General features: G+C 56.1%; 13 protein-coding genes. 6 read left to right on the forward strand and 7 right to left on the reverse strand.

From position 1 onward, the window contains the following. Nucleotides 1–2: 2 nt before the first annotated feature. On the reverse strand, nt 3–956 hold the full coding sequence (locus AACY07_RS01110) for a YihY/virulence factor BrkB family protein (RefSeq protein ID WP_133077286.1): 954 nt from the start codon (nt 954–956) through the stop codon (nt 3–5). 279 nt (nt 957–1,235) lie between these two features. Here AACY07_RS01110 and AACY07_RS01115 point away from each other — a divergent pair, with 279 nt between their 5' ends. Further along, nucleotides 1,236–1,613: a hypothetical protein gene (locus AACY07_RS01115; protein WP_326397486.1), complete on the forward strand. Its 378-nt coding sequence runs from the start codon at nt 1,236–1,238 to the stop codon at nt 1,611–1,613. 145 nt (nt 1,614–1,758) lie between these two features. Here AACY07_RS01115 and fadD1 read toward each other — a convergent pair whose 3' ends face one another. Further along, a complete protein-coding gene (gene fadD1, locus AACY07_RS01120) occupies nt 1,759–3,450 on the reverse strand; it encodes a long-chain-fatty-acid--CoA ligase FadD1 (RefSeq protein WP_133077284.1) in 1,692 nt (563 codons plus the stop codon). A gap of 359 nt (nt 3,451–3,809) precedes the next feature. Further along, entirely contained in the window at nt 3,810–5,498 is a 1,689-nt protein-coding gene (fadD2, locus tag AACY07_RS01125; protein WP_339473144.1) for a long-chain-fatty-acid--CoA ligase FadD2, read from the reverse strand. Between the two features lie 209 nt (nt 5,499–5,707). Here fadD2 and AACY07_RS01130 point away from each other — a divergent pair, with 209 nt between their 5' ends. Both AACY07_RS01130 and AACY07_RS01135 read left to right on the forward strand, forming a co-directional pair. Further along, complete coding sequence (locus AACY07_RS01130; RefSeq protein ID WP_339473145.1) at nt 5,708–6,652, forward strand: alpha/beta hydrolase; 945 nt, start codon at nt 5,708–5,710, stop codon at nt 6,650–6,652. 76 nt (nt 6,653–6,728) lie between these two features. Then, on the forward strand, nt 6,729–7,199 hold the full coding sequence (locus AACY07_RS01135; protein ID WP_019829146.1) for a MaoC family dehydratase: 471 nt from the start codon (nt 6,729–6,731) through the stop codon (nt 7,197–7,199). A gap of 133 nt (nt 7,200–7,332) precedes the next feature. Here AACY07_RS01135 and AACY07_RS01140 read toward each other — a convergent pair whose 3' ends face one another. Next, nucleotides 7,333–7,800 carry a PA2169 family four-helix-bundle protein gene (locus tag AACY07_RS01140; RefSeq protein WP_133077281.1) on the reverse strand — a complete coding sequence of 156 codons (468 nt, stop codon included), beginning with the start codon at nt 7,798–7,800 and terminating at the stop codon, nt 7,333–7,335. A gap of 207 nt (nt 7,801–8,007) precedes the next feature. On the opposite strand from AACY07_RS01140, the gene AACY07_RS01145 reads away from it, so the two are divergent. Next, entirely contained in the window at nt 8,008–8,244 is a 237-nt protein-coding gene (locus tag AACY07_RS01145; RefSeq protein WP_019829144.1) for a DUF3820 family protein, read from the forward strand. 11 nt (nt 8,245–8,255) lie between these two features. After that, a complete protein-coding gene (locus tag AACY07_RS01150) occupies nt 8,256–9,446 on the forward strand; it encodes an aminotransferase class V-fold PLP-dependent enzyme (RefSeq protein ID WP_339473146.1) in 1,191 nt (396 codons plus the stop codon). Nucleotides 9,447–9,630: 184 nt separating this feature from the next. On the opposite strand, the gene AACY07_RS01155 is transcribed toward AACY07_RS01150, so the two are convergent. Genes AACY07_RS01155 through zwf form a run of 3 tightly spaced genes read right to left on the reverse strand, consistent with a single transcriptional unit; the run spans nt 9,631 to nt 12,483 of the window. Further along, on the reverse strand, nt 9,631–10,296 hold the full coding sequence (locus AACY07_RS01155) for a bifunctional 4-hydroxy-2-oxoglutarate aldolase/2-dehydro-3-deoxy-phosphogluconate aldolase (RefSeq protein ID WP_133077279.1): 666 nt from the start codon (nt 10,294–10,296) through the stop codon (nt 9,631–9,633). 17 nt (nt 10,297–10,313) lie between these two features. Next, nucleotides 10,314–11,027, reverse strand: a complete 714-nt coding sequence (pgl, locus tag AACY07_RS01160; protein WP_133077278.1) for a 6-phosphogluconolactonase — start codon at nt 11,025–11,027, stop codon at nt 10,314–10,316. Further along, complete coding sequence (zwf, locus tag AACY07_RS01165) at nt 11,014–12,483, reverse strand: glucose-6-phosphate dehydrogenase (protein ID WP_219262906.1); 1,470 nt, start codon at nt 12,481–12,483, stop codon at nt 11,014–11,016. Before zwf ends, pgl begins: the two co-directional genes overlap by 14 nt. A gap of 205 nt (nt 12,484–12,688) precedes the next feature. Here zwf and AACY07_RS01170 point away from each other — a divergent pair, with 205 nt between their 5' ends. Then, nucleotides 12,689–13,549 (forward strand): MurR/RpiR family transcriptional regulator, encoded by an 861-nt coding sequence (locus AACY07_RS01170; RefSeq protein ID WP_173667433.1) that lies wholly within the window; start codon nt 12,689–12,691, stop codon nt 13,547–13,549. The last annotated feature ends 101 nt before the right edge of the window (nt 13,550–13,650 follow it).

Here is a 13,650-nt window from a genome sequence, read left to right on the forward strand (position 1 = left end):
GGTCAGTATTCATCAGAAGTGGGTTTAAGGGAGTGGTCGCGCCCAAGGCCGGAGACATGCTTCTTTGGATCAGGGTCGTCAGACTCATCGAACGTCTTCTCACCCGGATTCTTGCCTTCAGCCGACATGTGTTCAATCACAGCATTCATTTCAGCGCCCAACAACAGCACTGCGGACGAAATGTAGAAGTACAGCAACAACACGATGATTGCGCCGATACTGCCATACATGGCGTTGTAGTCCGCGAAGGTTTTGACATAAAAGGCAAAACCCAATGACGCGATGATCCATACCACCACTGCCAGCACCGAGCCCGGCGTAATGAAGCGAAACTTCTGCTCCACGTCGGGCATCACGTAATACATCAACGCCACGGCCACCATCAGCAGCAGGATGATCACCGGCCAGCGCAGGATGGTCCACAACGTCACCACAAAGTCTTCAAGGCCTACCTGCCCCGCGAGCCAGCTCATCACCTGTGGCCCGAGCACCATCAGTGCCGCAGCAACCAGCAGCATGCCGGCAATGCCGATGGTGTAAAAAATCGACAGCGGAAAACGCTTCCAGATGGGACGCCCTTCTACCACGTCATAAGCGGCATTCATTGCACTCATCATCAGCCGCACGCCTGCGGAAGCTGTCCACAGCGCAATCACGATACCCACCGACAGCAATCCGCCCTTGGATTGCTGTAATTGATCGATCACCGGATTGACCTGTTCCAGCGCTTGCGGTGGCAGCACCAGTTCGGACTGCAGGCGCAGCCAGGTAAAGAAATCGGGAAGATGCAAAAAGCCGATCAATGCAATCAGAAACAGAATGAATGGAAATAACGAAAACAGCATTTGATAGGCCAACGCCGAGGCATAGGTCGACATCTCATCGTCGATAAATTCCTTGACCGTTCTGATCAAGACTTTGCCCAAAGGCAGGCCGTTCAAGCCTGGAAAAAACATAGCGTCTCCTTTCGCCGCTGAGTTATTGAGATCACACGCCTCCAAGCGAAGGGTTGTACCTAAAAGTAGTCCAATTGGCGACTTTGAAAGCACTTGATCGCCAAACCTGTGAAAAGCCCACTCCAAGGTTGACCCCCCGGCCCGGCAGCGAGTTTCATTTAATTCTGCCGATCATTTCGTCGATCAGAGCAGGTTGGGCTTTATGTTTGCTCGCTAACCCCCGAGAATACGCGACGTATTCAGGCTATGGCGCTGAAGATCCGCAATTGTAGGAAGTTTATGAAACTCGATAAAAAGCTGGCTATTGCCCGCAGAAACCAGGAACTCGGCGGCGCGGTACTCGGCGTCAACAACTGCCATTTCGCCGCACTGAACACCAACAAGAACATCTGGTGGTTCGATATTCCGCTGGCCCGCCTGGCCGTCGGTCAATACGAATGGGTGCACCTGTTGCTGCACACCCCAAGCACCGACGAACTGCTCCACCTGAAGGTGACCACTGCATTCCTGCGTGAAAAACGCGAAGGCATGGTCGTTCGCGCAACGCACAAACGTACGCCGACCATGAGCCTTGAGCTGAGCGCGGACAAAGACTCCTACTTGCAGGACGTGCGTCCGACAGGTACCGGCGTCAACTTCGCACAGTTTGTGTTGTAGTCGCTGCCGAAGGCTGCGAAGGGTTGCGTAGCAGCCCGTTTTTTGAACGCCACACACCTGCATCGCAGCCTTCGGCAGCGACTACAAGCGTTGCGTTCAAAACAAAAAAGCCCCGCAATGCGGGGCTTTTTCGTATCCAGGCCCGTTACTTCTTGAGGCCCAGTTTCTTCAGTTCTTCGTCTCGCAGTTCACGGCGCAGAATCTTGCCTACGTTGGTAGTCGGCAAACTGTCGCGGAACTCGACGAATTTCGGTGCCTTATAGGCAGTCAGATTGGCACGCATGTGCGCCATGACCTGATCCTTGGTCAGCGTCATGCCCGGCTTGACCACGATAAACACCTTGATCAATTCACCGGTCTTTTCATCCGGAATGCCGATTGCCGCTGACTGCAATACGCCAGGCAAGGAAGCCATCACATCTTCCAGTTCGTTCGGGTAAACATTGAAACCCGACACCAGGATCATGTCTTTCTTGCGGTCGACGATACGCATGTAGCCATCAGGCTGAATGACCGCAATATCACCGGACTTCAACCAGCCGTCGCTGTCCATGATCTCGGCAGTCGCGTCGGGACGCTGCCAGTAACCCTTCATGACCTGCGGGCCCTTGATGCACAGCTCGCCAATTTCGCCCAACGGCAGTTCTTCGCCGGCATCATTGATCACTTTGCACAGGGTCGAAGGCATCGGAATGCCGATAGTGCCTACCTGAATGTTCTGGATCGGGTTCACCGAAGCCACAGGGCTGGTTTCGGTCATGCCATAACCTTCGCAGATCGGACTGCCCGTCACGGTTTTCCAGCGTTCAGCTACCGACAGTTGCAAGGCCATGCCGCCCGACAACGTCATCTTGAGGGCCGAAAAGTCCAGCTTGCGGAACGCCTCGTTATTGCACAGCGCAACAAACAGGGTGTTAAGACCGACAAAACCGCTGAACTTCCACTTGGACAGTTCCTTGACCATCGCAGGCAAATCACGGGGGTTGCTGATCAGCACGTTGTGGTTGCCGAGCAACATCATTGCCATGCAGTGAAAGGTAAATGCGTAGATGTGATAAAGCGGCAATGGCGTAATCAGGATTTCACTGCCCTCATTGAGGTTGGAACCCATCAACGCCTTGCACTGCAGCATGTTGGCGATCAGGTTGCGATGGCTCAGCATCGCGCCCTTGGCCACACCCGTGGTACCACCGGTGTATTGCAGCACGGCAACTTCACTGCTTACCGGGTTCGCTTCCTTGACCGGCTGGCCACGGCCTTTGCTCAACACGTCGTTGAACTTGATGGCCTGAGGCAAGTAATAGGCCGGGACCATCTTTTTCACGTACTTGATGACAGCGTTGATCAGCACACGCTTGAAGGGCGCCAGCATGTCAGCCACTTCGGTGACAATCACATACTTGACCGAGGTCTGCGGTACGACCTTCTCGGCCAGGTGCGCCATGTTCGCCAGGCATACCAGCGCTTTGGCGCCGGAGTCCTTGAATTGGTGCTCCATTTCCCGCGCGGTGTACAGCGGGTTGGTGTTGACCACGATCAAGCCGGCGCGGATGGCTCCGAACACAGCGATCGGGTATTGCAACAGGTTGGGCAACTGCACGGCGATGCGATCGCCGGGTTGCAGGTCGGTGTGCTGCTGCAACCAGGCAGCAAATGCGCCGGACTGCTCGTAAAGCTCACCGTAGGTGATGGTTTTGCCGAGGTTACTGAACGCCGGTTTATCAGCGAAACGCTGGCAAGACTCTCGCAGTACCGTCTGAATATTTGGATATTCATCGGGATTGATTTCAGCAGCAATCCCAGCTGGGTACTTATCCTTCCAAAAGCCTTCAATCATGGAAGCCCACTCCTCAGCGTCGCGAATTCTTCACCGCATCGGGTGCGGTTCTTATTTGTTTGATTTTTATAATGGACAGATCTGGCTTTTACTTACCTAGAAGTCACAAAGCGCGCCGAGAGTAGCAGCTTTGCCAAAGGCCGCCTAGAGCCAAAAATAGGGTTTAGAGTCACCAACCTGACTGTAGGACAATCCAAAGTCATCATTAGTGCAAAAACTCTATTAACGACAAAACCCCTCTATATCGGGCCTCACAGATCATTCATTTGGGGCTATCGATAACGGTTGGTCATTTTCATGGCTGAAAAAAACGCCCACTGCCTCAAGGCAAGCGGGCATCTGTCGCCAGGCTGAACGAATCAGGCGATATCTCGTAACTCGCGACGCAGGATTTTACCCACCGGGGTCATGGGCAAGGAATCGCGCAACACGATTTGCTTGGGCACCTTGTAACCGGTGAAGTTGTCCTTGCAGTAAGCCTTGAGTTCTTCAACGGTCACTCCGCCTGCACGAGGCACGACAAACAATTTGACCGCCTCCCCGGTGCGATCGTCCGGTACGCCAATGACCGCGCAATTGGCCACTTTTGGATGGGCCATCACGATGTCTTCAATTTCGTTGGGGTACACATTGAAACCGGAGACGATGATCAGGTCTTTTTTGCGATCGACAATACGGACAAAACCATCCGGATCAATCACTGCGATATCACCGGTCCTGAACCAGCCCTCGGCATCCAGTACTTCGGCCGTGGCCTCGGGGTTTTGCCAGTAGCCTTTCATCACTTGAGGGCCTTTGACGCACAGCTCGCCTCTCTCGCCCAGGCCCAGGTCGACACCTTCGTCGCTGATCACCTTCATGGCCGTACCGGGAACCGGCATGCCCACCGTCCCCAGCCTTGCCAGTGAACCGCAAGGGTTGGCACTGGCCACCGGGGAGGTTTCAGTGAGGCCGTAACCTTCAACAATCCGGCACCCCGTGAGTTTTTCCCAACGCTCTGCCGTGGCCTTGACCAGCGCCGTGCCGCCCGAGTTGGTGATTTTGAGCCCGGAGAAATCCACGGTCTTGAAGTCAGGGTGATCCATGAGCGCAACAAACAAGGTGTTAAGGCCAAGGAAACCGGTGAATTTCCAGTTTTTGAGCTCCTTGATAAACCCTTTGATGTCGCGCGGATTGGTGATCAGGACGTTATGGTTGCCCGTGACCATCATCCCCATGCAATTGGCGGTGAAAGCATAGATATGGTAGAGCGGCAATGGGCCGATCATGATCTCGCGGCCGTCCTTGAGCGTCGGCTGACCATCCGCGCCATGCTGGGACAGGCAGGCACGCAGTTGCAGCATGTTGGCGATCAGATTGCCATGGGTCAGCATCGCGCCCTTGGGCAAGCCGGTGGTGCCGCCGGTGTATTGCAGCACCGCGGTGTCATCCAGGGATGTCGTCAGCGGGCGGATAACCTGACCCGCGCCACGGCGCAAAACATTTTTGAAGGGGATCGCCTGGGGTAACTGATAGGCCGGCACCAGCTTTTTAACCTTGTCGACCACCAGATTTGTGACCCAGCCTTTTACGGCCGGCATCATGTCGCCCATTCTGGCTTCGATCAGGTAGTCGATTTCGATGTCTTGCAGCACTTCCTGCACGCGCTTGCCAAACATGTTCAAGTACACCAGCGCACGAATTCCGGCGCTCTTGAACTGATGGTGCATTTCGCGCGAGGTGTAGAGCGGGTTGGTGTTGACCACCACCAGCCCCGCACGCATCGCACCAAATACGGCAATCGGGTACTGCAGGGTATTGGGCATTTGCACGGCGATACGATCGCCGGGCTTGAGATCGGTGTGTTCCTGCAGGTAACCGGCAAAGGCAGCACTGTAGCGCTCCAGTTCGGCATAGCTGATGGTCACGCCCAGATTGCTGAAGGCCGGGCGGTCCGCGAATTTCTTGCAGGAGCGCTCAAACACGTCAACGACCGATTTGTAGGTCGTCATGTCGATATCCAGCGGTACCCCGGCGGGACGTTTGTCATTCCAGAAATCAGGTTGCATTATTTTTATCCTCGTACCTGAGCGTGTCTTGCCGCAACTTTCACTTCGTGAAAAGCGGAACTTGCGGACGTTAACAGTTATCAAGTTGTAGGCAAATACAGCGATCTTCGCCATTAACATCTTGAATCTTATTACAACACGACTCCTTGATAAGTGGCCGCCCTGCAAATGCGCTATACACTGCTACGACAACAAATGAAGGAACTGCCATGACCCCTGAGACTTTTTGGCTGGATGCGAATGACCGAAGTAGTCTTTTCGTTAACCAGTGGCTGCCTGCTGGCACGCCCAAGGCCATAGTCCTGCTGGCTCATGGCATGGCCGAACACAGTGGTCGTTATGCCCTTCTGGGCAAAACCCTGAATGATGCCGGTTTTGGACTGTATGCCCATGACCAGCGCGGACACGGCAAAACGGCCGAACAGGGGACTCTGGGGTATTTTGCCGACAACGATGGCTGGTGCGCAGTCGTCAGCGATGTGGCCAGCCTTGCTCAACACATCGGCCAGACTCACCCCGGGGTGCCGATTTTCCTGCTGGGCCACAGCATGGGCAGCTACATCGCCCAGGCGTACTTGATGCATCACAGTGCCAGCCTGCAAGGCGCCATTCTCAGCGCCTCAAATTTCCAGCCGGTGGCGCTCTATCGTGCAGCCAGCCTGATCGCCCGCTTCGAGCGTTTGCGCCAGGGACCAAAAGGTCGAAGTGCGTTGATCGAGTGGCTGTCCTTCGGCTCATTCAATAAAGCCTTCAAGCCCAATCGCACACCTTATGACTGGCTTAGCCGTGATCCGGCGCAGGTCGATGCCTATGCCAGCGACCCTCTGTGCGGGTTTCGGTGCACCAACCAGCTATGGATCGATTTGCTTGGCGGGTTGCAGCAAATCAGCAAAGCGTCCAATCTCGCTCAGATCGATCCAGGCCTGCCTTTACTGATAATGGGCGGTGAATGTGATCCGGTGAGTGAAGGCAAGCGTCTCACTGATCTGGCCAAGGCTTTGCGAGATGCCGGCAATCGTCAGTTGCAGCTGAATCTGTATCCGCAAGCGCGGCACGAACTCTTCAACGAAACCAATCGCGACGCAGTGATGGCGGATGTGATCGACTGGCTCAATCAGGCATTGAGCCATACCCGCCCGCCGCGCAGCGAATGAGCAACCACAATTTCGCTATAAAGTACTTTAAAATCAATATCTTAAAACCGAACACTCGTCACAGGACATGCGCTAGATGACCCAGGTTACCAACACCCCGTACGAAGCCCTCGAAGTCGGCCAGACTGCCAGCTACAGCAAGACCGTCGGAGAGCGCGACATTCAGCTTTTTGCGGCCATGTCCGGCGACCACAACCCTGTGCACCTCGATCCTGAGTTCGCGGCTGCGACCATGTTCAAAGAGCGCATTGCCCATGGCATGTTCAGTGGCGCACTGATCAGTGCTGCCGTGGCCTGCGAACTTCCGGGCCCTGGCACTATCTATGTCGGCCAGCAAATGAGCTTTCAGAAACCGGTAAAAATCGGTGACACCCTCACCGTGCGTCTGGAAATTCTGGAAAAGCTGCCAAAATTTCGCGTGCGCATTGCGACCCGTGTCTTCAATCAGCGCGATGAAATTGTCGTTGATGGCGAGGCTGAAATCATTGCGCCACGCAAACAACAAACCGTGACCTTGCCGGTGCTGCCGGCAATCAGCATTGGCTAAAACCCAATGCATGCGCAAGCGGGCTTGCTTGCGACGACAACAACCCGGTACATGTCTCATACCGGGTTGTTGCTGTCGCGAGCAAGCCCGCTCCCGCTGTAGATCTAAACTGGATCTACCCGCCCCGGGCTAATCAAGCCCGGGCACGTGCCTCATTACGCAAGGCCTTGACCTGATCGTGATTGCGTTGCACGCCATGCAACTGACGCTCTACCAGATCACGAATACCTACCAGGTTGTGCTTGCTGATTTTTTCCAGCGCTTCCTTGTAGGCTTTCAAGGCATGATCTTCGCCGCGCTCGGCTTCGTTGAGCACCGCTTCTTCATCTTTGCCTGTAAACACGGATTTCACGTCTACCCAACGGCGGTGCAAATCACCGGCCACGCTGGTGCTGGTTTCAGGATCACCGCCCAGGGCGCGTACCTGAGCCTGCAACTCGGCAGCAGCGGCTGCACATTCGGCTGAGCGCTTGGCAAACAGCGCCTTGAGCTCTGGGTGCTTGATGTCTTCGGCGCAGGTTTTAAACCCTTCCTGACCGTCTTTGCTGGTTTCGATCAAATCGTTCAGGACGCTAATGGCTTCTTTATTGAGGTCAGTCATTGTTCAATTCCTTACAAGGTTGAGGATCGTGCAATAGAGATTGCAGGGCTCGTGCCAGTTTTTGAATTAAATAAAATGCTTGAATATCAATAACTTACAAAAACACAAAAAAACTGTATCCGGTTTATATGCATGATCTGTCAATTGGCCTTCATGCAAATTGCCTGTATTTTCATTCCATAGCGTTACGCACCTGAAGGCCTTTGCATGAACCCCGAAAAACTCGAACTCCTGATCACTCGCGAGATGCCCTTCGGCAAATACAAGGGCCGAATCATCGCCGACCTGCCCGGCCAGTACCTGAACTGGTTTGCCCGCCAGGGCTTCCCCCACGGTGAACTGGGCGGCTTGCTGGCCCTGATGCAAGAGATCGATCACAACGGCCTGTCGGACCTGCTCGACCCATTACGCGCCAAACACTCGAAACCCAAGCCCCGCCACTAATAGAGTTGCCCATGCCAAGGATTGAAGATAACGCCCGCGACGAAAACTTCTGGCACGCCATCGCCGAGCGCTACGACGTAGCTCCCGGCCCGATCAATCTGGAGAACGGCTACTTCGGGCGCATGACTCGCGACGTGGCGCAGGACTATCAGCGCACTGTCGACTTTATTAACCGCAACAACTCGCTACCGGTGCGCCAGCACTTCGATGAGACTCAGAGCGTTGAGATCCGCGACCAGCTCGCTGACCTGCTGGGCGTTGACCCGTCCGGCGTCGCGTTGACTTCGCGCGCGTCCGATGCCCTGCAATCGCTGATTCGCAACTACAACCGCCTGCAGCCCGGCGATCAGTTACTGATCTGCGACCTGGAGTACCACAGCGTCGAATATGCGATGCGCTGGGTCGCACAGCAGCGCGGGCTTGAGGTCATTGAAATATCCCACAAGCACCCCGCCACCCATGAAAGTCTGGTGGCCAGTTATCGCGAAGCCTTTGAGCGTCACCCACGGATCAAACTGATGGCGCTCACCCACGTAACCCACCGCACCGGGCTTGTATTACCCGTGCAGGACATTGTCGCGGCGGCCACATCTCATGGTGTGGACGTGATCCTTGACGGCGCCCACGCCCTGGGCCAGATCGAGTTCGACCTGCAGGCTCTGGGCGTCGCCTTTGCGGGGTACAACCTGCACAAATGGATCGGCGGACCGCTGACCCTGGGCTTCATGTACATCGACCCCCAGCGCCTGGCCGATATTGACCCCGACATGGGCAACCAGCATTACCCCGAGCCGGATATTCGCAACCGCTCACCCTATGGCACGCCAAACATACCGGCCTGGCTGACCCTGCCCAAAGTGTTGCAGGAGCACCAGGACATGGGAGGCACGCAGGCCAAAGGGGCACGACTGAACTACCTGCGCGACCTGTGGGTCAGTGAAGCGCGAAAAATGCCGGGGATTGAAGTGCTGATCGAGGATGATCCGCGACTGCGCTGCGCGATTACCTCGCTGCGCTTTACCCATGTGCAGGATCAGCAGCCGATGGTTGAGCGCCTGCTCAAGGACTACAACCTGTTCACCGTCGCGCGCAATGGCTCGGCGTGTGGCAGCTGCATCCGGATAACCGTTGGGTTCACTACCACCCTGGATGACATCAATCAGCTGGTCAACGCGTTGCGCGAGCTGTCTCAGGGCAATTAGTCGATCCTGTGGAAGCGGGCTTGCTCGCGATGCTGACGAAGCGGCTTTTCAAATAGAGCGCAGCGATATCATCGCGAGCAAGTCCTCTCCCACACCACCGACCATGTGTTTTTCAGGCAAAAAAAAGGTGCGCCGACCAAGCGCACCAAAAACCGTAGAACACACAACTATTCGTACTAAAACATCAATCCAGCAGAGCAAGCGCCTCAGCGGTGCATTCCTGGATACGGGCCCAATCGCCGTTTTTGATCCACTCGCTGTCCAGCATCCAGCTACCACCCACGCACATCACGTTTTTCAACGCCATGTAGCTGCGGATATTGGCCGGGCCGACACCGCCAGTCGGGCAGAATTTCACTTCACCGAACGGGCCGCCCAATGCCTTGATCGCGGCCACACCGCCACTGACTTCAGCCGGGAACAGTTTGAAACGACGGTAGCCCAACCCGTAGCCTTCCATGATCCCGGAGGCATTGCTGATACCCGGCAGCAGCGGGATGTCGCTGGCAACGCTGGCCTGGAGCAGGTCACGGGTGATGCCCGGGGTGACAATAAATTGCGAACCGGCTTCTTCAGCCGCCGCCAGCATGTGCCGATCCAGCACAGTACCCGCTCCCGTCACCAGTTCAGGGCGCTGATCTCGCAAAATGCGGATGGCCTTGAGGCCGAACGCCGAGCGCAGAGTCACCTCAAGGGCCGTCAGGCCACCTGCCGCCAGCGCATCTGCCAATGGCAGAATGTCTTGTTCGCGAGCAATGGTAATCACCGGCAGAATGCGTGCACGGTCACAGAGGCTGTCGATCAGGGCGACTTTATCCGCCATCGATACGTTCGCAATTGTTGTTGTCATGGCAGCTGATCCTTGGCTCATGGGCACCAGTAAATCTCTAACGTAGGTTGCAGAAAGGCACGAATCGGCAAGGCGGCAACATCGTTGCTCCCCAGCGCTTCGTTGAGGGTGTTCAATTTGGACTGTCCCTGAATCGACAGCACCTTGTGCCTGGCGCTCGCCAGCAGGCTGCGGCTCATGCTCAGGCGCTGATGCGGCACCGTAGGCGCCAGCATCGCCCAGCAACGACGAGGGTTGTCCAGTTGCAGGGCTTCAGTCAGGTTCGGGCTGTTGGGGAACAACGACGCGGTATGCCCGTCATCGCCCATGCCCAGAATCAGGACATCAATCGGCGGCAACTCGGCCAGGCCCTGATCCGCTTCCAGTGCAGCCTTTTCCACTGTCGCAGCGGCGTTGTACAAGCCGACAAAACGGGCCTTGGCAGCAGGGCCTCGCAGCAGATGCTTCTTGAGCAGGCCAGCGTTGCTGTCGGCATGTTCAACCGGCACCCAGCGTTCATCGGCAAGGCTGACGACCACTTTCGACCAGTCGATCGGTTGTTTGATCAAGCTCTCGAAAAACGCCACCGGGCTGCGACCACCAGACACTACCAGCGTCGCAACGCCCTGACTGGCAATGGCCTGGTTCAATTGCCCGGCAACGCTTATTGCCAGCCCCTCGGCCATGGACGCCGGGTTCTTGAAGGTGTGCGCATGGACACCCTCAGGCAGTTTCAAATCAGATATCGCCATACCAAGACCTCCCGTCCCGCGTAATCAATGCAATGGAACTCATCGGTCCCCAGGAACCCGCCGCGTACGGCTTGGGCGCATCACCGGACTTTTTCCAGCCCGCGATCAACTGGTCGCACCATTTCCATGCCGCTTCAATTTCATCTTTGCGTACAAACAGGTTCTGGTTGCCACGCATGACTTCGAGTAACAGACGCTCGTAGGCATCCGGAATCCGCGCACTGCGATAAGTGTCGGAAAAATTCAATTGCAACGGACCGCTGCGCAGTTGCATGCCTTTGTCCAGGCCCTGTTCCTTGGTCATCACACGCAAGGAAATACCTTCGTCCGGCTGCAGGCGAATGATCAGCTTGTTGCCGATTTGCAAACGCTGCTCCGGGGCGAAGATGTAGTGCGACGGTTCCTTGAAGTGGATCACGATCTGCGACAGCTTTTGTGGCATGCGCTTGCCGGTACGCAGGTAGAACGGCACACCCGCCCAACGCCAGTTACGGATATCGGCACGCAGTGCAACGAAGGTTTCGGTGTCGCTCTGGGTGTTGGAGTTTTCTTCCTCCAGATAACCCGGCACTGACTGGCCTTCGCTGTAACCGGCGATGTACTGGCCGCGCACCACTTGGGTGGTCAGGCCTTCGGCGCTGATCGGGGCCAGGGCCTTGAGCACTTTTACCTTTTCGTCGCGAATGCTGTCAGCCGACAGGTCCGCTGGCGGGTCCATCGCAATCAGGCACAGCAACTGCAGCAGGTGGTTTTGAATCATGTCGCGCAGCTGGCCGGCCTTGTCGAAATAACCCCAACGACCTTCGATGCCCACTTTCTCGGCCACGGTGATTTCAACGTGGGAGATGTAGCGCTGGTTCCACTGGGTTTCGAACAGGCTGTTGGCAAAGCGCAAAGCAATCAGGTTCTGGACCGTTTCTTTGCCCAGGTAGTGGTCGATGCGGTAGGTGCGGTTCTCGGGGAAGAACTGCGCCACGGAGTCGTTTACCTTGCGCGACGACTCGAGGTCCGAGCCGATGGGCTTTTCCAGCACCACGCGGGTATTTTCAGCCAGGCCGACTTTCGACAGGTTCTCGCAAATGGCGCCGTAAACCGCAGCCGGTGTGGCGAAGTAGGCAATCAGGCGTTGTTCTGTTCCGGCAAGTTCTGCCAGAGGCACATAATCTTCAGTCTTGAAAAAATCCACATGCAGGTAGCTCAACCGAGCCAGGAAGCGGGTCAGCGCCTCAACTTCGATTTCCTTCTCGCCCAGATACTGGCGCAACTGGCTGTCGATGTGCGCCAGATGCGCAGTGGCTTCGCCCGGCTCACGGGCCAGGGCGAGAATGCGCGTATCGGCATGGAGCAGACCGGCGCGGTCCAGTTGGTATAAAGCAGGAAACAGCTTGCGCAAGGCCAAATCGCCAAGGGCGCCGAACAAGGCAAAGGTGCACGGTTCAACCGTAATCGAAGGCATGATGTTTGTTCTTTTATCAAGTTAAGCTACAAATACCTTTTTTCAAGGCATCACTCAAGGAAAAATGTAGTAATAAACACAACATTTTCTCAAAATACAGATTCCTGCTAGTGGTCATCACAGGCCACCAGTAGGATAGGCCACCTTCCAGAACCGCTTTAGAGCGGTTCTTGCATCGCTGACCCAAGGATCATAAATGGACCGCGTGCGAAATTTACTCGAACAGATCAAGGGCCGCCTCGAAGACCTGAACAAGGCCGAGCGCAAAGTGGCTGAAATCATTTTGCAGAACCCGCAGCAGGCAACCCGATTCAGCATCGCAGCACTGGCTCAGGCGGCTTCGGTCAGCGAGCCGACGGTTAACCGTTTCTGCCGTTCATTTGGCGTCAGCGGCTACCCTGAACTGAAGCTGCAACTGGCACAAAGCCTGGCCAGTGGCGCAGCGTATGTCAGCCGCGCGGTCGAAGCCGACGACAATCCCGAAGCCTACACCCAAAAGATTTTCGGCAGCGCCATTGCCTCACTGGACAGCGCTTGCCAGGCATTGGACCCGAACCTTATCAGCCGCGCCGTCGACTTGCTGATCCAGGCCCGGCAAATCCACTTTTTTGGCCTGGGTGCGTCTGCGCCGGTGGCGCTGGATGCACAACACAAGTTCTTTCGTTTCAACCTGGCGGTCACCGCCCATGCCGACGTATTGATGCAACGCATGATCGCGTCCGTGGCCCATACCGGTGAGCTGTTCGTGATTATTTCCTACACCGGACGCACCCGCGAGCTGGTGGAAGTGGCGCGCATTGCGCGGGCCAACGGCGCTTCAGTGCTGGGTCTGACGGCAGAAAACTCGCCACTGGCCAAGGCCAGTACCCTGAGCCTGAACATTCCGCTGCCCGAAGACACCGACATCTATATGCCGATGACCTCGCGCATCATCCAGCTCACCGTACTCGATGTACTTGCCACCGGCATGACCCTGCGCCGGGGCGTGGACTTCCAGCCGCACCTGCGCAAAATCAAGGAAAGCCTCAATGCCAGCCGCTACCCGGTAGGCGACGAGTTCAACTGATAGCCTCGCACCACCACCCTTACCCGTAGCAGCTGCCGAAGGAACGAGGCTGCGTCCGGCTGCGCAGCAGTCGTAAAGTCATGTAACCCGGTCATTCAGAT

The sequence above is a fragment of the Pseudomonas sp. RL_5y_Pfl2_69 genome (assembly GCF_963970465.1).
Classification (GTDB): Bacteria; Pseudomonadota; Gammaproteobacteria; order Pseudomonadales; family Pseudomonadaceae; genus Aquipseudomonas.

Excerpts from the sequence above, each read along its gene's own strand:
- AACY07_RS01110 (WP_133077286.1), bottom strand. The coding sequence starts at position 956 with ATGTTTTTTCCAGGCTTGAACGGCCTGCCTTTGGGCAAAGTCTTGATC.
- AACY07_RS01115 (WP_326397486.1), top strand. The coding sequence starts at position 1,236 with ATGAAACTCGATAAAAAGCTGGCTATTGCCCGCAGAAACCAGGAACTC.
- fadD1 (WP_133077284.1), bottom strand. The coding sequence starts at position 3,450 with ATGATTGAAGGCTTTTGGAAGGATAAGTACCCAGCTGGGATTGCTGCT.
- fadD2 (WP_339473144.1), bottom strand. The coding sequence starts at position 5,498 with ATGCAACCTGATTTCTGGAATGACAAACGTCCCGCCGGGGTACCGCTG.
- AACY07_RS01130 (WP_339473145.1), top strand. The coding sequence starts at position 5,708 with ATGACCCCTGAGACTTTTTGGCTGGATGCGAATGACCGAAGTAGTCTT.
- AACY07_RS01135 (WP_019829146.1), top strand. The coding sequence starts at position 6,729 with ATGACCCAGGTTACCAACACCCCGTACGAAGCCCTCGAAGTCGGCCAG.
- AACY07_RS01140 (WP_133077281.1), bottom strand. The coding sequence starts at position 7,800 with ATGACTGACCTCAATAAAGAAGCCATTAGCGTCCTGAACGATTTGATC.
- AACY07_RS01145 (WP_019829144.1), top strand. The coding sequence starts at position 8,008 with ATGAACCCCGAAAAACTCGAACTCCTGATCACTCGCGAGATGCCCTTC.
- AACY07_RS01150 (WP_339473146.1), top strand. The coding sequence starts at position 8,256 with ATGCCAAGGATTGAAGATAACGCCCGCGACGAAAACTTCTGGCACGCC.
- AACY07_RS01155 (WP_133077279.1), bottom strand. The coding sequence starts at position 10,296 with ATGACAACAACAATTGCGAACGTATCGATGGCGGATAAAGTCGCCCTG.
- pgl (WP_133077278.1), bottom strand. The coding sequence starts at position 11,027 with ATGGCGATATCTGATTTGAAACTGCCTGAGGGTGTCCATGCGCACACC.
- zwf (WP_219262906.1), bottom strand. The coding sequence starts at position 12,483 with ATGCCTTCGATTACGGTTGAACCGTGCACCTTTGCCTTGTTCGGCGCC.